Source organism: Variovorax sp. J31P179, from assembly GCF_030316985.1.
GTDB lineage: Bacteria > Pseudomonadota > Gammaproteobacteria > Burkholderiales > Burkholderiaceae_C > Variovorax > Variovorax ginsengisoli_B.
Genome location: NZ_JASZYL010000007.1, coordinates 271,060 through 288,414, shown reverse-complemented (window position 1 = coordinate 288,414; position 17,355 = coordinate 271,060). Strand labels below are relative to the sequence as shown.

14 protein-coding genes and 1 pseudogene are annotated in these 17,355 nt (G+C 63.9%); 9 read left to right on the top strand and 6 right to left on the bottom strand.

Going from position 1 to position 17,355, the window contains the following annotated elements:
• The first annotated feature begins 58 nt into the window (after positions 1-58).
• Positions 59-1,243 (top strand): fumarylacetoacetate hydrolase family protein, encoded by a 1,185-nt coding sequence (locus QTI17_RS20240; RefSeq protein ID WP_286535181.1) that lies wholly within the window; start codon positions 59-61, stop codon positions 1,241-1,243.
• Here QTI17_RS20240 and QTI17_RS20235 read toward each other — a convergent pair.
• The 4 genes from QTI17_RS20235 to QTI17_RS20220 all read right to left on the bottom strand — a co-directional run bounded on the left by QTI17_RS20235 (position 1,236) and on the right by QTI17_RS20220 (position 5,218).
• Positions 1,236-2,444, bottom strand: a complete 1,209-nt coding sequence (locus QTI17_RS20235; RefSeq protein ID WP_286535180.1) for an MFS transporter — start codon at positions 2,442-2,444, stop codon at positions 1,236-1,238. The genes QTI17_RS20240 and QTI17_RS20235 overlap by 8 nt on opposite strands.
• A gap of 29 nt (positions 2,445-2,473) precedes the next feature.
• Positions 2,474-3,217, bottom strand: a complete 744-nt coding sequence (aqpZ, locus tag QTI17_RS20230; protein WP_286535179.1) for an aquaporin Z — start codon at positions 3,215-3,217, stop codon at positions 2,474-2,476.
• 211 nt (positions 3,218-3,428) lie between these two features.
• Complete coding sequence (locus QTI17_RS20225; RefSeq protein ID WP_286535178.1) at positions 3,429-4,196, bottom strand: alpha/beta fold hydrolase; 768 nt, start codon at positions 4,194-4,196, stop codon at positions 3,429-3,431.
• Positions 4,193-5,218 carry a M14 family zinc carboxypeptidase gene (locus tag QTI17_RS20220; RefSeq protein ID WP_503011084.1) on the bottom strand — a complete coding sequence of 342 codons (1,026 nt, stop codon included), beginning with the start codon at positions 5,216-5,218 and terminating at the stop codon, positions 4,193-4,195. Before QTI17_RS20220 ends, QTI17_RS20225 begins: the two co-directional genes overlap by 4 nt.
• An 86-nt stretch (positions 5,219-5,304) precedes the next feature.
• Between QTI17_RS20220 and QTI17_RS20215 the strand changes: the two genes are divergently transcribed.
• Positions 5,305-5,436 (top strand): hypothetical protein, encoded by a 132-nt coding sequence (locus QTI17_RS20215; protein WP_286521720.1) that lies wholly within the window; start codon positions 5,305-5,307, stop codon positions 5,434-5,436.
• A 14-nt stretch (positions 5,437-5,450) separates the two neighbouring features.
• Here QTI17_RS20215 and QTI17_RS20210 read toward each other — a convergent pair.
• Positions 5,451-6,804, bottom strand: a pseudogene (locus QTI17_RS20210) (YifB family Mg chelatase-like AAA ATPase); the annotation flags it as partial.
• An 85-nt stretch (positions 6,805-6,889) separates the two neighbouring features.
• On the opposite strand from QTI17_RS20210, the gene QTI17_RS20205 reads away from it, so the two are divergent.
• From QTI17_RS20205 to QTI17_RS20185, 5 genes are all read left to right on the top strand, one after another.
• Positions 6,890-8,734, top strand: a complete 1,845-nt coding sequence (locus tag QTI17_RS20205) for a hypothetical protein (RefSeq protein ID WP_286535177.1) — start codon at positions 6,890-6,892, stop codon at positions 8,732-8,734.
• On the top strand, positions 8,721-10,955 hold the full coding sequence (locus tag QTI17_RS20200) for a hypothetical protein (protein ID WP_286535176.1): 2,235 nt from the start codon (positions 8,721-8,723) through the stop codon (positions 10,953-10,955). Before QTI17_RS20205 ends, QTI17_RS20200 begins: the two co-directional genes overlap by 14 nt.
• Positions 10,952-11,503, top strand: coding sequence for a hypothetical protein (locus QTI17_RS20195; protein ID WP_286535175.1), 552 nt, complete (start codon positions 10,952-10,954; stop codon positions 11,501-11,503). Before QTI17_RS20200 ends, QTI17_RS20195 begins: the two co-directional genes overlap by 4 nt.
• Positions 11,493-12,773: a tyrosine-type recombinase/integrase gene (locus tag QTI17_RS20190; protein ID WP_286535174.1), complete on the top strand. Its 1,281-nt coding sequence runs from the start codon at positions 11,493-11,495 to the stop codon at positions 12,771-12,773. Before QTI17_RS20195 ends, QTI17_RS20190 begins: the two co-directional genes overlap by 11 nt.
• Before the next feature lie 78 nt (positions 12,774-12,851).
• A complete protein-coding gene (locus QTI17_RS20185; RefSeq protein WP_286535173.1) occupies positions 12,852-14,018 on the top strand; it encodes a hypothetical protein in 1,167 nt (388 codons plus the stop codon).
• A 362-nt stretch (positions 14,019-14,380) separates the two neighbouring features.
• On the opposite strand, the gene QTI17_RS20180 is transcribed toward QTI17_RS20185, so the two are convergent.
• Positions 14,381-14,647 (bottom strand): helix-turn-helix domain-containing protein, encoded by a 267-nt coding sequence (locus QTI17_RS20180; RefSeq protein ID WP_286535172.1) that lies wholly within the window; start codon positions 14,645-14,647, stop codon positions 14,381-14,383.
• Between the two features lie 243 nt (positions 14,648-14,890).
• On the opposite strand from QTI17_RS20180, the gene QTI17_RS20175 reads away from it, so the two are divergent.
• The gene (locus QTI17_RS20175) at positions 14,891-15,928 is read left to right on the top strand and encodes a ParB/RepB/Spo0J family partition protein (RefSeq protein ID WP_286535171.1); all 1,038 of its coding nucleotides are present in this window, start codon (positions 14,891-14,893) and stop codon (positions 15,926-15,928) included.
• A gap of 110 nt (positions 15,929-16,038) precedes the next feature.
• Complete coding sequence (locus QTI17_RS20170) at positions 16,039-17,304, top strand: AAA family ATPase (protein WP_286535170.1); 1,266 nt, start codon at positions 16,039-16,041, stop codon at positions 17,302-17,304.
• The last annotated feature ends 51 nt before the right edge of the window (positions 17,305-17,355 follow it).

Here is a 17,355-nt window from a genome sequence, read left to right as displayed (position 1 = left end):
CCGTACGATCCGGGGCGCAGAGGCCGAAATCGCCGGCCCGCTCCCTGGAGACCTTCGCATGACCTCGATGCTTTCGCCCGCCCAGTCCCTGCCTCGCGATGCCGAGCGCGCCACCCTGGTCGGGCGCCTCTGGCAGCCCGACATCGGCCCGGTGCTGGTCGCCGTGCACGAAGGCGGCCTGCACGACCTGTCGCGGGTCGCCGCCACCGCAAGCCAGCTGCTGGAACTCGACGATCCGGTCGGCGCGGTGCGCGAGGCCCTGCGCGACGAGCGCACGCAGCGCGTGGCGTCGCTCGAGCAGGCGCTGGCCAACAGCGACGAGACCCGGCGCGACGCGCAGCACCCGTGGCTGCTCGCGCCCTGCGACCTGCAGGCGGTCAAGGCCAGCGGCGTGACCTTCATCGCCAGCCTGCTGGAGCGCGTGATCGAGGAGCAGTCGCGCGGCGATGCCTCCAAGGCCGAATCGATCCGCGCCGCGCTCGGCGGCGTGCTGGGCGACAACCTGGCGGGCATCGTGCCCGGCTCGCCGCAGGCCGCCAAGGTCAAGGACGTGCTGATCGCGCAGGGCGCCTGGTCGCAGTACCTCGAGGTCGGCATCGGGCCCGACGCCGAGATCTTCACCAAGGCCCCGGTGCTGGCCGCGGTCGGCACCGGCGCCGACGTCGGGATCCATTCGGGTTCGGTCTGGAACAACCCCGAGCCCGAGGTGGTGCTGGCGGTCGACAGCCGCGGCCGGACGCTCGGCGCGGCGCTGGGCAACGACGTCAACCTGCGCGACTTCGAGGGCCGCAGCGCGCTGCTGCTCGGCAAGGCCAAGGACAACAACGCGTCGTGCGCGATCGGGCCTTTCATCCGGCTGTTCGACGAGCACTTCGGCATCGACGACGTGCGCCGCGTCACGGTGGCGCTGCGGGTGGTCGGGCCCGAGGGCTTCACGCTCGACGGCGCGAGTTCGCTTTCGAAGATCAGCCGCGACCCGCTCGACCTGGTGTCGCAGGCGATCGGCCCGCACCACGCCTATCCGGATGGCTTGATGCTGTTCCTGGGCACCATGTTCGCGCCGACCCAGGACCGGCACGGGCCGGGCCAGGGCTTCACGCACGTGGTCGGCGACCGGGTGACGATCTCGGCGCCCGAACTCGGCGCGCTGCACAACCGAGTGGTGCATGCGGACCAGGCACCGCGCTGGACCTTCGGCATCGGCGCCTTGATGCGCAACCTGGCCGGCAGAGGGATCATCTGACGCGCCGCCGCTGGGCGCCGAGCAGCGCCAGCACGGCGACCAGGCTGGCCGCCAGCAGGATCCACAGGCCGGCCGTATAGCCGCCCGCGGGCGTCCACAGCAGGCCCAGCATCAGCGGCGCGATGGCGCGGGCGATCGCACTCGGCAGGCCGAGGGCGCCGTTCAGCGTCGCCACGTGCTCGCGGTTCACGTACTGCGCGATCGCGGTGCCCTTGACGATCGTCAGCATGCCGTTGCCCATGCCGTAGAACAGCACGAAGGCGAGCGCCGCGGCCGGATGCCCGGCGCCGGCCAGCAGGGTCGCCAGGCCGATCGGGATCAGGCAGGGAATCAGCCGGTTCGCCAGATGCAGGTCGAAGTGGTGCTCGAAGAAGTAGAGCAGGGCGCGGCCGAACACCTGCACGATGCCGATCGCGGCCGGCACCGCGATGGCCCAGGTCTCCGACAGCCCGGCGCCGCGCAGCAGGCTCACCATGTGCGGCGGCAGCGCGGCGGTCACGGCCATCAGCAGCACGGTGAAGACGCCGATGAGCAGGAAGGGTGCGCTGCGCAGGTAGTGGCCGACGGGACGCCGCGCCGCCGTGGCGCCCGCCGCCGGCACGGCGATGCTGCGCTTCGGCGCATGACGCAGGATGCGCGCGTGCAGCGGCGCGCACAGCAGCAGGTGGACCGCGGCCAGCACCCACAGTGCATGGCGCCAGCCCAGCTGCGCGATCAGCCAGGCATCGAGCGGAATGAAGACCGTGCTGGCCAGCCCGCCAAGGAAGGTGAGCGTGATGATGGCGCGCCGGAAGTCGTTGGGGAAGCGGCGCGTGACGACCGCGAAGGCCGGCGTGTAGAGCGTGGCCGCGAGCGCCGCGCCGAGCAGCAGCCAGGCCGCGTAGAAGCCGGCGGCGGTGTGCGCCACGCTGTTCAGCAGCAGTCCGGCGGCGATCAGCACCGAGCCGCCGGTCATCACGGCGCGCTCGTGTCCGCGGTCGATCCAGCGGCCGACGGGCCAGGCCATGACCCCCTCCGCCAGCAGCGCGAGGCTGAAGGCCAGCGAGGATTGGGCCCGGCTCAGGCCGAGCTCGCGCTCGACCGGCTCCATCAGGAGCGCGAAGGTGTAGAAGACGCTGCCCCAGGTGACGAGCTGGCCGAGGGAGAGCCAGCCGACGAGGCGGCGGTCGTAGGGGGGCGGCGGGGAGGGGGAGAGGCCCATGGGCCGACTCTACCGACCCGGGTCCGCGCTCAGCCTGCGGTTTCGAGTGCCGACGCCGCCGCGCGTGCTTCGCCAGCCGCCGAAGCCAGCAGCAGCTTGTAGATCACCGCCCCGATGACCGCGCCCATGATCGGCGCGACCCAGAACAGCCACAGCTGGTCGACCGCGATGGCCGGGCCGAACAGCGCCGGGCCGGTGCTGCGTGCCGGGTTGACCGAGGTGTTGGTCACCGGGATCGAGACCAGGTGGATCAAGGTCAGGCACAAGCCGATCGCCAGGCCGCCGAAGCCCGCGGCGCTGTTCCTGGCCGTGGCGCCGAGGATCACGATCAGGAAGATGGCGGTCAGCACGACCTCGGTCAAAAGCGCCGCCTTGAAGCCGAAGCCGCCCGGCGAATGTTCGCCGAAGCCGTTGGTCGCGAAGCCGCCGATCTCGGCGCCCGGCTTGCCGGTGGCGATCGCGTAGAGCACGAGGGCCGCGGCGATGGCGCCGAGCACCTGGGCGACGATGTAGCCGGGCAGCTCGGCGGCGCGGAAGCGCCCTGCCACCACCAGGCCCACCGACACGGCGGGATTGAAGTGGCCCCCGGAGACCGGGCCGAGGGCATAGGCGCCGGTCAGCACCGTGAGGCCGAAGGCCAGCGAGACACCGACGAAGCCGATGCCCAGGCCTGGGAAGGCGGCGGCCAGGACGGCGCTGCCGCAGCCGCCGAAAACGAGCCAGAACGTGCCGATGAATTCGGCCGACAGCTTCTTGAAGGTACTGTGTTCCATATTTTTTTTGATCCCTGAATCTTCATGTGTGACAAACAAGCCCGTCGACCGAGGCCGAGGGCGGCCGGATTCTAGGGAGCCGGGCGGACCAAGAAAGCCGGCGCCGCGGAGCGGGCCGCGGTGATGCGCCGTTGTTCACGGAAGCTCGCGTTTTCTTTGCTGCCGCGGCGTCGGCAGGGGTGCCGAAGGCCCTCGGCGCTGATACACGGCGTTAAATTTTGTAATCGCCACGCGATGCCAACCACGCGCCGACGGCCTGCGCGAGCCAGGGCCCGTCGTCCAGCGGCAGGTCGTGCCCGGCGGTCGGATGCTCCACGATGTCCGCCTGCCATCGGCGCGCCAGGCTGTGCGAACTGCGCGCGTCGACCAGGGCGTCGCAGCGGCTCGCCAGCACCAGCAGCGGCACGGCCGGGGGCTCTGCCGATGCGCGGTAGCGGGTGGCGGCGATCAGTTGCCGCAGCGCGTTGGCGCCGCTGACCGGCCGCGCCCGCCGCAGCGCGACCCATTGGCCGACGCTGTCGTCGTCCGGTGGCGGATGGCGGCTCGTGATGCGCAGGATCGTCTGTTCGCGCTGACTATCGCTCAACCATGGGCGCAGGAACCCGAGCAGGGCGGGGTAGTTCGCCGGACGCAGGCGCCAGTACCACGGGCTGAACGGGCGCAGGCTGGTGTTGACGAGCACGCAGGCGGCCAGCTCCCGGGGATGGCGGCGGGCCCAGTCGACCGCCACCATCCCGCCCAGCGACATGGCGAGCAGGTGGACCGGGGTCTCGACCCCGAGGGCCTGAAGCTGCGCGCGGCAGTGCTGCACCATGGCCTCGATGCGCAGCGGGCTGGTCTCGCGGTTCAGGCGCCCGTTGCCCGGCAGGTCGATGGCCAGCACGCGCGCGCCGGGCAGCCGCTCGCGCAGCAACCGCGGGAACTCGCCCCAGTGGCCGACTTCGCGCGTCAGCCCGCGCAGCAGCACCCAGGTCGTCATCGAGGCCCCCCGCTGTCGTACCAGCGCGCCAGCGCGCGCCGTGCATGGTCCGCGCGCTGGGCACCGGTCGGCACCCAGCGGGCGTGGCTGCAGGCCGCGCGCACGATGAAATCGAGCCACGCGACATGGCGGCGCAGCACCCGTTGCTGCCGGTGGGCGATGACCGGGTTGAAGATGCCGTGGCGCGAGAAGATCTGGCGCGGGTTCTTCTTGATCCAGAGCCAGGAGCCCATCTCCAGCGTCAACGGAAGGAACATGCCGGGCCGGTCGCAGGCGCGCAGGTAGAGGTGATCCCAGAGGTCGCCGTGCGTCAGGTACTGGCGGCTCTGCGGCTCCAGCACGAAGCGGTGGTGGGGCAGGGTGTCGTCGTGGATCTCGCACAGCGCATGCACCTCCGCCAGGTGCGCGATCGGCCGCGGCGTGTGGGCGTACGGAAACCAGATGCGGTCGGCGAGGCCGAAGCCCGAATGGCAGTCGATCGCCATGCCGAAGGGCCGGCCCATCAGTTCGGTCTCCACCAGTTCGCACAGCGCGGCGCTCTCGGGCTCCATGGGCGCGCCGAGCGGGCCCCGGTACCACGGCATGGCGGCGCTGATGCGCTGGCCGCCGATCAGGAAGGGCACGCGCTCGGCGGACTCGACCGGCGCATTGCGCATCAGGTCGACGCCATTCGGATTCGCGCGCGTGCCCAGCCACAGTCCGCCCGGGTTGACCAGCGGCATGAACACCAGGCGCACCGTCTCCAACTGGCGGTGCAGCGTGTCGTCCCACGGCAGTCGCATCACCAGGCTGCGCAGATAGGCGATGGTCACTTCGGCGCCGATGCGCTCCAGGCCGTGCACGCCGCCGAAGAATCCCACCGCCGGCGCGTCCGGGCTGGCGCTGCCCAGCACGAAGGCCTCGACCGGGAAGCGCCGTCCGTCCGCCTCGATCTCGCACAGCGGGCGCCGCGTCATGCGCGGGCCGGCCAGCTTGGCGAGCTGGTGCAGCTCGATCAATTCGGGAAGTTCGGTCGTGGTCACTCGGGCGTGGCGGAGGTGGTCGGTCGCAGGATGGCGGTGGGGGCGGCCATCAAAGCGTCACATGCCCGCGCTACGGTATCGTGACCATGCGACGAAATCATTCCAGTTCCGCCAGCCGGCTCCTTCGCGGCATCGGCTCCGCCTTGCTCTGGGGCGCGATCGAGTTCGTCGCCCTGGCACGCTCGCGCTGGATGGCGCGGCTGCACGCCGGGCGCTAGGGTTCGAAGCGCTTCTACGCCAGCTGCAGCGCCCGCCGGTACTGCACCGCCTCGGCCAGGTGCGCCGGCTCGACCGCATCCGCACCCGCCAGGTCGGCGATGGTGCGCGCCACCTTGAGCGCCCGGTGGGTGCTGCGGGCCGACCACCCGAGCCGCGTCGCGGCCAGTTGCAGGAACTGGAGCGCCGCCGGCGCCAGCGCGGCATGGCGGTCGATCTCGGCCCCCGCGAGCGCCTGGTTCGGCCCGCCCTGGCGCGCCAGGGCGCGCTCGCGCGCCGCCACCGCGCGGCCGCGGATCGTCGCGCTCGCCTCGCCGGCCGCGGCCTCCAGCAGCTGCTGCGCCGACACCCCGGGCACCTCGATGTGCAGGTCGATGCGGTCCAGCAGCGGGCCGCTCAGCTTGCCCTGGTAGCGGGCCACCTGGTCCGGCGTGCAGCGGCAGGCCTTGAGCGTCGAGCCCAGGTAGCCGCAGGGACAGGGGTTCATCGCGGCGATCAGCTGGAACCGCGCCGGGAACTCCGAGCGCCGGGCGGCGCGCGAAATCGTGATGGTGCCGGTCTCCAGCGGTTCGCGCAGGGCCTCCAGCGCGGCGCGCGAGAACTCGGGGAACTCGTCCAGGAACAGGACGCCATGGTGCGCCAGCGAGATCTCGCCCCCCGGCCGGCCGCGGCGGCGACCCGCCGCCCACCATCGCCACCGCGCTGGCCGTGTGGTGCGGGCTGGCGGTCGGCCGCCGCATCCATTGCCCGGTCTCGAAGCGCCCGCCCAGGCTCGCGACCGCCGCGCTCTCCAGCGCTTCGTCCACGCTCATCGCCGGCAGCAGCCCGGCGAAGCGCTGGGCCAGCATCGACTTGCCAGAGCCGGGCGGGCCCACCATCAGCAGGCTGTGGCCGCCGGCCGCGGCGATCTCCAGCGCCCGCTTGGCGCCCGCGTGCCCCTTGACGTCGCCCAGATCCGGCGGGCGCGAGGCCGGGCCGGGCGGCGCCGCCAGCACGCGGGCCCAGCCTTCGCCGTCGCCGGCGCCGTCGAGGGCCGGCGGCACGGCGTCGGCCGGCAGGAACTGCCGCACCACGTCCAGCAGGTGGCGGGCCCCATAGACCTCGGTATCCGGCACCAACGCGGCCTCTTGCGCACTCTCGGCGGGCAGCACCAGCCGCGCGCCGATGCCGCGCAGGTGCAGGGCCAGCGCCATGGCAAGCGCACCACGCACGGGCCGCAGCTGCCCCGACAAGGAGAGTTCGCCGGCGAATTCATGGCCTGCCAGCCGCGCGGCCTCGATCTGGCCGCTGGCCGCCAGGATGCCGAGGGCGATCGGGAGGTCGAAGCGGCCTGAATCCTTCGGCAGGTCGGCCGGCGCCAGGTTGACCGTTTGACACTATGTATCATTATTTTCGAAAGAGGTAGATGTCCATTGGCGGCGCAGCCCCACGTCTACCTTGTACGCAAGGGGTATCGTGCAAAAAAAAGTGGTGCTTCAATTCGAATCCAAAAGGTACGGCCGCAAGGGGTCTAAGGCCTTCACAGTTCTCTACGACGACTGGGATCCTCACGTCACCGGTTGGATCTGGCCGGCGATGGAGCGCTACGAAAAAGCGCTCGATCTCTCTCCAGAAAACATCACCAACTGGGATCACTTGGCCCATGCGCTTCCTGGACTGATAAATGTCTACTCCTGGCCAGGATTCACCTCGATCCCTATCAGCGAGCTAGAGGTCGAAGACGTGCGGGACCTGTTCATGGACATCGATGACACGTTCCATCGACTCTGGGGAGCTAACAGCGGCAGCCTGAGGTCCGCGCGAGTGCGAGCTTTTCTTTCCGACTATCTTTTGAAGCTTCGACCGGACGGGATGCTTTTGCGCGTGAGAGGGTCGTTTACGCCGAAGGCGCGGTCGAAGCCTCTGCCGCGAGCACTCATCAGCGATCAGGTCAGCATTGAGAACAATGCCGCGCTGCGCGCGCCTGTCGGCGCTTTGCCGCACGCCAATCCTGCAGAACTGAAAGTACTGACAAAAGCCCGGCTCCAGGCCGACATGCAGCGCATTTCAGATGCGTGTTGCAGTGAACTCGCCGCTTATGAGCGCGCGTGCGAGGTTATCGAAAACTTGAGACGCTCACCAATGGATGGCTGTAACGAAGCGCGCGCGCTGAAAGCGAAGCTCACTAAAGGCCAGCGAATTAAGCAGGCGATGGACCTCCTGACCCCTGAGCAGCGAGTTGCTCTGATCGCCCATTACGTTCGACTCGACAGCGCGCCAGATGCGTCTTTCTCGAAGCCGTCGTACCTCGGATCCTCTTTCCTCGAAGACGAGCTCAGCAGTTTGATGGGCATTCAGCCGGATCGATTCTTGCGATGCGTGCGCTATCGTTGCTATCCGCACCAAAGTGTCCTGATAGCGGCCATCGTGCTCATCCAAATTCATACCTCATGGAACGTCAGTTCCGTGATGGAACTGAAGGCGAGCAGGATCCAGAAATTGGGTGGCAGCCAGTACCTCATCCAGTCCCTCAAGTCCAAGACCAGTGACGACACCCCCTCGGTCTTCCTAGAAGGCGACGATAACCCGGCTGTCATCGCCTTGCGGTTCGCATTGACGCGCATGCAACTGCTCAAAGCGCGCGGCTGGGTCGAAAAAAGCGAAGAGGGCCTCTGGTTGAGTCCGCGCAGCAACTACGACAGCTCTCGCGGACTGCCTGTCTCGAACCTGTCTAAGGGCCTCAAGAATCTCATTGCCCGGTACTCACTCCCCGAGTTCACGTTCGAGCAAGTTCGCGTACAGACGCTGACCATCGTCAATCTGGAAAAGGGGCCGATCGCCGCCGCCGAGATGGCCGGACACAGCAACTTCGGAAGCATCGGCGGCTACATTGACCATCTGGTCACCCGCCGAACCAACTCGTCCATCAGCCTCGAGTTCGAGAAGCGCTGGGAGCGGGAGATTGCCGAGAGAATCACCCGCGGGCCGCAGCCGCGCTCGCTAATGCCGATCGGCGACGGGGCATCGTGCACGGATCCTGAAAATCCGCCAAACGAATCGTGGATGCAGGCAGGGGTGTGCAGTTCCGAGCACTGCCATGCCGGAGACGGTTGCCCCAATCGCACGCTGGTGATCAACCAATCGCGGATCGTAGAGGTCCTTTTGACCAACCGATACTACGAGACCAACTGGCAGCGTCTGTACGCCGGCAATCCCCAAGCCTTCGCGGCAATTCACATGCCGCGCATGGAATTCAATCTCTACCTCTACAAGTACCTTCAAAAGGGTCCCTACAGGAGTCTGCTCGATGTCGCTGTCTAAATCACTCCAGGAACCCAAGGAAGCTAGACTCCTCGCAGAAGACGAAGAAAGACCCTGTGCCTACGGCTATCAGATTCGCTCTCGCGCGCTGACTTTCGAAAACGATGTTCTACAAGTCAAACTCAAGTTCTCCGAGAACCATAAGCGCGGCACGCTCAGATTTAACTTTGCTACCGCATACCTCCCCCCGAACCTGCTTCATCCAAAAATTACCCTCTTGAAGGATCGGCCTGACCTGGCGCGCATCATCGTCGCCGTGGTGGACTCCTATCTGATCCGTCAGCAGAATACCAAGTCGACGGCCACCACATCGATGACTTTGGCGGCGACCGTCGTGCGTTTTCTCGAGTACTGCTGGATCAACGAGATTTACCATCTGAAGGATGTGTCTGAAGGTCGCTGGAACGACTTCCTTCACAAGTACACTGAAGGCGGATGGCCGCAAGTGCTTGAATTGGAGCGCCGATCCTCGGCCATTGATCTGCGAACAATCCGAGTGGGACGGCGGCGTCAGAAGAAGGGTGTTGTCGAATACACCTGCTTGCCAGTATTGGAAGCGATCGGTGCGAACGTGGCGGAATCTCAAGTCCGCCTCGAATACTCCCGAGGCACGTCCAAAGGCGTCCTGCTGCCGTCGCGAGGTGCGAAGAGGACTTCGCAGAGTTCCGTGGCTCAAGTTGTGGGCTTGCTCAACAACCTGGTCGATCTGCCTCGGGACATGCGCGCGCCGTCGCTCGCTCATGTGAACCCGTACCTCTACGCGGAGTCGATGAACGCGATCCCTACCAATCGCACTGACAACTTCGAGCCGGACGAACTTGCGAAACTGATCTGCGAAGCCTACCGTTGGGTGAACGACTACGCCGGGCCCATCCTCAAGCTCATCGAACGTGTCTATGCTGAGCTCACTGCCCGCGAACAGGAAGATCTCGACGAGTCGCGCATGGTCATCATGCTCGAGGCACCTGAGAGACTTCACCTAGAAACCACGCTCGGGGTGCGTCTTACAAGCGTGCGACGGGTGGGCGACTTGAGCCGCGGCAGCATCGGCGTACTGGGCCTGACGCGCACACTCTTGGCGGCGTGCTTCGTGGTGCTCGGGATCTTCAACGGCCGCAGGAAAGACGAGGTGCAATCGCGCTCGATCGGCCTGTACGCAGACTCATTCGAATGTCTGGATAAAGAGCTGGGTCTGTTTCAGAGCTACTTCTATTGCGAGAAGTCCGCGCACGACTATCAGTCGTTCTTCGTGAACGAAATCTCTTTCAAGGCTCTTAACGTTGCGAAGGCGCTCTCTGACATTGCATGGACCGTCGCGCGACGAAATGGCGGACAGGAACAGACGGGGCGCGCGAGGAAGATCTTCTGTATGCCTCCGCGTTCGAATGAGATTGCACCGGTCTGGTACGACTACTCCACCGATATCGGGATCAAGATGCTGCTTTGGAGGGCGACCGGGACATCGCTCAGTGTGACTCCCAACGCTCACATGTTCCGACGTGGCTACGCGACGGTGTTCCACTACCGCTACGAAAATTCCGATCTCTACGCGTTGTCGCAAAAACTTGATCACCAAACGCTGGCCATGACGATCCACTACGTGCTCGATGGGCCAAGCCGGAAACTGGCCAGGCATGCGGCGACGCTCTGGAACGACGGTGCTGGCAGAAGCGCGCGCGCGATCCACGCCGCAGAACTTGCCAAGGAAATCAAGGATTACGCCAAGGTCAAGCTGCATGACGACGTGCTGGAGATCCTGACCGCCACGAATCCCGTTTCCGGCGGCTTCACACGCCTTGTGCATCGATTCACTAGGAAGATGTACGGGCGGATTAAGTACGACGACGACGACCTACGCAGGGTGGCGCGAGGCGTTACGGATATCTTTCTCAGCCGTGGCCATGCCGTGACGCCGTTCCCACATGGAAACTGCAACGCCGGCCCCGCCAAGCGAGGTGCTTGTTGCTATGCTGAGGGACGCTTGGCGCGAGAGAGGGCATCTGCCATCACGTGCAGCAAGTGCCCGTACCATTCCATGAAGGAGGCACACTTTCAGGCCATCCAGGAAGACTTAGCTCAACAGACTACTGGTCGCGCTCGGTGGCCCAACGACTCTTTGCAAGCGCACGCCGCAGGCGAAGCGTTGAAGGCGACCGAGAAGTTGGTGCATTTCTATGCCCGGGGTCGCGCGGCTAACATCACCGGTGGCGCACGCCCATGAAAAAACCTGCGATCGCTTTCAGGACCGAGACTCAGGCGAGAGAAAACCTCGAACGCAAGATCGAGCACCTCAAGACGATGGTCGAAGCTGGCGCGCGTCCGCCGGAGGTGCCGAGCAGTCTTAGGAAATTCAACAGTTGGGAGATCGCCAGCAAGCAAGGTGCCACATTCAAGCGCAACGCGAATGAGACGATCAGTAGGCATCCGCAGCTGCGCGCCGCCGCGGTTGCGATCATGGAGGCTGCGAAGGCAGCCGCAAGGCCTTCTGTCCCCCCCAGAGACGCGGGAATGAAGCGGGCGCGAGACAAGGCCCGATTGCATCTGACGATCCGCAAGATTGCTGAAAGCGCATACCTCCGCTCGCGCGCTGAAAACCTTCGTTTGCGCAGCGAAATCGACGCTTTGCGCGCGCAGGTGGTGTCAATCAGCGACGAGGCGAACCGGCTTCGCGAAGCCCTCGAACTCGAGTTGGAGAAGTGCCGTGCAAGAAACGCCGAGTTGTTGCGAAGCGCGCCGTCCAACGTGAGGGCGATACGCCGTGAAAAGTGAGTCGCGCCTGCTCGTATCTGAGGTGTCGCTAGGGGCGGATCGGCCGGGCTTTCTGGTCTACGACTTGCAGGCGCGGCGGCTGGTCGCGGAGATATCGGACTACGCGCAAGTGATGTTGGCCGACCGATTTTACTCATCATTCACGGTCGAGCAGGGGCTGAATCACTTGGTGGAGTTCTGGCAGCATTTGCTGGAGACGAGGGGGCGACTCAATCGCGTCAGCGATGCCGTGATCAGAGAGTTCAGGGATCAGAATCTCGCGAAAGTGAAAGCCTCCGCGGCGCACCGCGGCAGCGACAACCACGCGAAGGCAACCGTCAACCTGAAGTTGTGCCGCATCTACGATTGGCTCATCTGGCTGCAGCAAGCGCGCCGGGTGCCGGTGGGAACTGTTGGGCGGACTGGTTTGGTCACGGCGCTCATAGAGGCGCAGTCGTACCGGCCAGTGCGCGGGGGCAAGTGGCGCCGCGGTGAGCGTAAGTACCCGTTGCTCTTCAAGCTCGCGGGGAGCAATGCAAAGCACAATGTTCCGGCTTCCGTCATCACCAATGAGCATGTCGCCTCACTGCTGTCCCTGTTTATCGAGCGCCACGAGCCCTATGTCGCGCAGCGCAACATCCTATTCATCGACATTGCCGAGACGACGGGATTCAGGCGAGGTTCGATTTGCTCGCTGACGGTCGAGCAGTTTGCAATTGAGGCGATCGAGCGTTCGAAGGAAGAGTTCTTGGTGCGGCCCAGTCGCCAAAAGTTCGGATACACCAACACGTTCGGCATTCCCTTGGATCTGGCCTACCGGATCCGGCAGTTCATTGACGAACATTGGCTACCGTGGGTTGGCGAGAAAAAAACTGGCGACGCGGTGCACAACGGCCGCCTTTTCCTTTCTGCCAAGACGGGTGGCCCGATCACGGACCGTGCGATGACCCAGATCGTATCTGCCGGGTTTCGTGAGTTGGGCCTAGACAAGGGCATCGGTCCCCACCGCCTTCGCGCCAAGTTCACCTCGGAGCAGTCCGATCAAGAACTGGCTGAACGAAAAGAGCTGGGCTTGGACACAAGCAACATGTCCATCGCGGCAGACCTCGCGATGAAGCTTGGGCATACAGACCCGACTCAGTACTACCGGTACGCTTCCTCAAGCCAGGCGCGTCAGGCACGAATCGCTCGTGATGGGAGGGCGGCTGAGCTCAAAGCGCTTCGACAGGAGAACAAGGACCTCAAGCTGAGCTTGGAGAAGCGCGCTACGCGCGGCCATCGCAACGGGTGACGGGTGTCCGCGACGCCTTCTAGGCGCTAAGCTTAGCTACGCACATTTTGTGCGCAAAAAACAACGAGGAGTGCCTCAATGGGGCGAATTTGGACTTGGATCAAGTCGCCGGGCGTGATGGCCTTTGCGGCAATCTTCGGTATCGCTTTGGCCGTTTATCAGGGATTTTTTTACGAGAGAAAGCCGGAGCTGACGGTTCGTGTAGATGCACTCTCGCCCGTGTTTGACATCCATCAGCCGGTAGGTGGTCTGTCTATCTCCTATGGAGGAGAGGACCTTCGATCGGCAAAGAAGACCCTCTGGGTCCTAAAAGCGACTATTAGCAATACTGGAAATGCGGAACTCAGAAAAGGCGATTACGACGACCGTGCTCCTTTGGGTCTAGAGGTGCGACTTGCGGAAGTAGTCGATCAGCCGACGGTTCACACCTCCAATGCATACTTATCGGAAAATCTTCGGGTAGTTCCCGAAAAGCATTCGGTAAGGCTTACCCCAGTGATTTTGGAGCCTGGCGACTCATTGGAGCTCACACTTCTTTTATTGGGGCCAGAGTCGAACAGGCCGGAGATTGTGCCGGTGGGAAAAATAGCCGGCCTGCGAGGTATCGTCTATTTAGGTCCAAATGCACCAGAGGATTCTACGTCTGTTTGGCGGCAATCCATTCAAGGTGACTCTCTTTTGGTGCATCCGATTCGAGCCATTATCTATTTTTTCGGCACTCTACTTTTTCTTAGTTTGTTCGCAGCGCTTGCGATCGCCGTGACCTCGCCATTTCGAACGTGGAAAGAACATCGCGAAAAGCAATCTCGACAGACGCAAATGCGGGAATATCGTCGCCACGGTGAACTAGGAAGAGCTCAGCGCTTTCTGATTGACATTTATATCGAAAAGGGTGCTGACAACTTAAAGCGGGTTGCGCGCGTGATAAGGAAACTTGAAGCAGTAGAGGACTCAGTACGCCTCCTCGAAGAAAAAGGTGCCACGGAAGAGGAAATCAAGAAGTTCTTCAATCGAACAATATTTTTCCCTCAGTACATGAGCGAAAGCGTGGAAAAAGACCTGAGAGCTGCTCAGTTGCTCGAGGGAGACGAAGTCAACAAGAAGCTCAACGGAAACCTGCCAGCGGCCCTTGAAGAGTTGTCTGCATTTCTCAAAATCGATCTGGTGAAAGAGGATCAATACGCAATGGAATTTGTTTCATTGCAAGGCGCGCGAATCGTCACGGTGGATCCGGACCCGGCGTGACACTAAGGTGACTAGGGTTGGCCCGAACTGCGCGCCGTGCCCGATGAGCGTCTTCGGACTGAAATCTATCCGGGTCGCACTAGGTCTAAGCAACTTCGCCAAGAACACTGCCAATTTGAACTGCGGGTTTCCGAGATTTGCGGAGACCCACCAATTGCTGATGGCCGGACACCTGCCGGAGACGGGCTGCGTGGTCACCTGCCATTGCCGCGCTAGGACCGGCATTGGCCTTCGTCTATCGCATCGCGTTTGATGCAGCGAGGCGTCCGCGGCCCAAAGTGACGACATCCCAGGCACCTACATTCGTCGCCTCTGAAGGCCGGTGCGTTACGTACGCGCTCGTCGGCAGGGCCTGAACGGGTCTAGGTTTTGCGCAATGCAGCAACCGAGGGGAGCTGCCGCTCGAACTCGTCCACAAATGCTGGCATATCCAGATCCAGCGCGATCAGCCAATGGCGCAGTTCGACAAAGTCGATTCGTCGAACCCCTGTTTCGACTTTCGAAACGTCGGTCTGCCGCATCTTCATCCGCTTGGCGAGATCCGCCTGGGTGAGGCCACGTGCAGCCCTCACCTCCCTCAGCAATTTAAGCAGTAGCCGGTTTTCCCGGCTGTAGATCGTCTTGAGCATAGCCACTTCCTTGTGGCCACGAGGCTCGATTCGATCTTCGAATATGCGAAAAACGCATATTGCTCCTAGAACATCCTGCTGTGCGCGCTGCAAGCTTCCGTCTGCGGCGCCTCCTCCGGGGGGCTCCAGGGTGAAATAGGCAAGCCTCCGGAGGCGATCTTTGCTAGCATTTTTGTCGCTGTGAGACCCCACGCGGCTTGACCATAGGAACTGCCAGGCACACCCGAAATCAAGGATCCTCGAATGTCCAAACGACTGCGAGACAAGAGCGACAAGGCAATCCAGGCGCACGCTGTGAACATGGCGAGCGGGCGCCATGAGGTGAAGCTCGGGGCCTCTGCTCATGCCCTGACGACCTACATGCTCGATCTCCCAACCCAAGCGCGCCACGATCGTGATGCGCTGGTTTCAGAGGCCTCCCGCTTCGAAGGCGCCCTTCCGGTGCGATCTCTTGATCCGGCCTTGATCGCTCATTCGACGTGGGGCAACCGGCATGCGAGCAGTTTCGACTGCGCGGAGTACTTCGCCTTGAAGCAGGAGATCCAATCGTCAGGCGGCAATGTCCAGCCCATCAAGGTCCGGCCAATCCCCGCCGGCTTGGGCGCACACCCGTTGCCCGGTTCAACGGGATCCTCCAAGGGAACTCCTTGCTACGAAGTGGTGTTCGGGCACCGTCGCCATCGCGCCTGCCTTGAGCTCGGCTTCCCCGTGCTGGCCCTGATCGAAGAGCTGTCGGATGCGGAGCTGTTTGCCCAGATGGAGCGCGAAAACCGCAACCGCGAGCCCCTCTCCCCCTGGGAGCAAGGCGTCATGTACCTGAAAGCACTGGAAGCCGGCTTGTTCACCTCGATGCGCCAGCTGGCAGTTGCCCTGGGCTGCGACGCGGGCACCGTGAGCCGGGCGATTTCGCTCGCCCAGCTTCCCGACGAGGTGGTTCGAGCGTTTCGGTCTCCGACAGATCTGCAGTTCCGGTGGGCGAAGCCCCTCATGGACGCGATTCAGAAGGATAGGAAAGCCGTCCTTCGTCGGGCCGAGCGGGTCATTGCCAAGTCCCGGGGATTGAGCCCGGCGTCGACCTTCGACGCCCTTGTCGGCGCTCATGCGGAGCCAGTCTCCACCCCGGAGTACGGGTTGGCCACTCTATGTCACGCAGGCAAGCGCATCGGTGAAGTCGTGAGGGATTCGCGCCAACGCACAGTGGTGCGGTTTCATCGCCCCCTCACCATGCCGGAACACTCTGCGATGGTTCATGCGATTCAGAAGGCGTTTCAGAAGCTCTGAGGACCTATGACCATCTGCAAACCTCGACACTTGGGCCCCGCGCCATGCTCTGCGAGGCGGGCCGGCGTCCTGATGGCGCCGCACCACCCGCGAGCAAGGGGCTCACCTTGATGAGCGACAGCCCCGAGACAAGCGGCTATGCGATGTATCGGACCGAGCACGCGGAAGCATATGGGGGCTTGGATATCCTGCTTCCGACACCTCTAAAAAGCGCACTGCTTGAAGAACGTCGAAACCGAGCCGCCGCCTGCGAGGAGGAGCGTCTTGCTGCAGAAGCCCGACTCAACCTGGATCGCCCCCCGGCCCCCCGCGCGGCCGCGGCGTCAACGCCTTCTGTCTTCGTCAATCCGGAAAACGCTGCGTCGATCATCAAGGCTTTCGAGCTCGGCGTGGCACGCCGCAACCGCACCCGCTCGCATCCCGTTCTTCGAGGAGAAGAACTGATGCGCGTTGCCTCTCGCGTGTTGACCATGCGCGATAAGGACTATCAGAAGCGCGAACTCGAACTCCTGGAAAAGCTGAAGGGCATGGGAGCCCTCAGACCTGTAGCGAACCCGGGATTCAGGCCGGCACGCTGGGGCAAGGCGCTGGAGTTCCTTCGCGAAGCCCACCCGCATTTCCAGGACGTGACCGATCTCGTTGCACGGCAGGTCGCGCTGTCCGTGCGCAGCAAGAAGCCGCTTTCGATCCCGCCGCTCCATCTCTGGGGCATCCCTGGGGTGGGAAAAACGCACTATGCAAACGACTTAGCTGAGGCCTTGGGCGCACCGATCCGACGCCAGTCCATGGAAAACGCGCAGACGACGGCGATGTTGCTCGGCACCGAACGGCATTGGAGCACAGCCACGTGCGGGATCGTGTTCGATCAGGTCGTGCTCGGCAAGTTTGCGAATCCTGTCTTCCTGATCGACGAACTGGACAAGGCGCCCCGGGAAAGCCGCTACGACCCGCTGGCCGCCCTGCATTCCCTCCTCGAGCCAGTCACCGCCGTTGCGGCCCGGGACGCGGCGATGGACATCACGTTCGACGCAAGCTTGGCGACCTTCGTTGCAACGTCGAATGATCCTCGTAAGGTGCCTGCCTCCCTACGCTCGCGGTTCCGCGAGTTCCAGATATTCCCTCCGTCCGGCGAGCAGGCGCTCCAGGCCGCGCGCGTTGTGGTGACCAACGCGGTCGAAAGGCTGGGTGTGCCAGGGTTCGAAGTTCCCGAAGCGCGAATCGGGAGCGTCCTCGCACATCTGACGGCCCGCGAAATTCACCATGCTGTGCAAGACGCAGCCGCTCGGGCGATGGAAGCAGGCCGGATGCATTTGACGGTAGCGGACCTCCCTGAGGAAGCCATGGATGGCGACGGGACCCGTCGTCGCCTTCATTGACGCAGACGATACCGAGGTCGAGCGTTTCATCACTGACATCTTCGAGCGTCC

Bases quoted from the DNA above. Each gene is read 5' to 3' on its own strand.
- QTI17_RS20240 (WP_286535181.1), top strand. From the start codon at position 59: ATGACCTCGATGCTTTCGCCCGCCCAGTCCCTGCCTCGCGATGCCGAG.
- QTI17_RS20235 (WP_286535180.1), bottom strand. From the start codon at position 2,444: ATGGGCCTCTCCCCCTCCCCGCCGCCCCCCTACGACCGCCGCCTCGTC.
- aqpZ (WP_286535179.1), bottom strand. From the start codon at position 3,217: ATGGAACACAGTACCTTCAAGAAGCTGTCGGCCGAATTCATCGGCACG.
- QTI17_RS20225 (WP_286535178.1), bottom strand. From the start codon at position 4,196: ATGACGACCTGGGTGCTGCTGCGCGGGCTGACGCGCGAAGTCGGCCAC.
- QTI17_RS20215 (WP_286521720.1), top strand. From the start codon at position 5,305: ATGCGACGAAATCATTCCAGTTCCGCCAGCCGGCTCCTTCGCGGCATC.
- QTI17_RS20200 (WP_286535176.1), top strand. From the start codon at position 8,721: ATGTCGCTGTCTAAATCACTCCAGGAACCCAAGGAAGCTAGACTCCTC.
- QTI17_RS20195 (WP_286535175.1), top strand. From the start codon at position 10,952: ATGAAAAAACCTGCGATCGCTTTCAGGACCGAGACTCAGGCGAGAGAA.
- QTI17_RS20185 (WP_286535173.1), top strand. From the start codon at position 12,852: ATGGGGCGAATTTGGACTTGGATCAAGTCGCCGGGCGTGATGGCCTTT.
- QTI17_RS20180 (WP_286535172.1), bottom strand. From the start codon at position 14,647: ATGCTCAAGACGATCTACAGCCGGGAAAACCGGCTACTGCTTAAATTG.
- QTI17_RS20175 (WP_286535171.1), top strand. From the start codon at position 14,891: ATGTCCAAACGACTGCGAGACAAGAGCGACAAGGCAATCCAGGCGCAC.
- QTI17_RS20170 (WP_286535170.1), top strand. From the start codon at position 16,039: ATGAGCGACAGCCCCGAGACAAGCGGCTATGCGATGTATCGGACCGAG.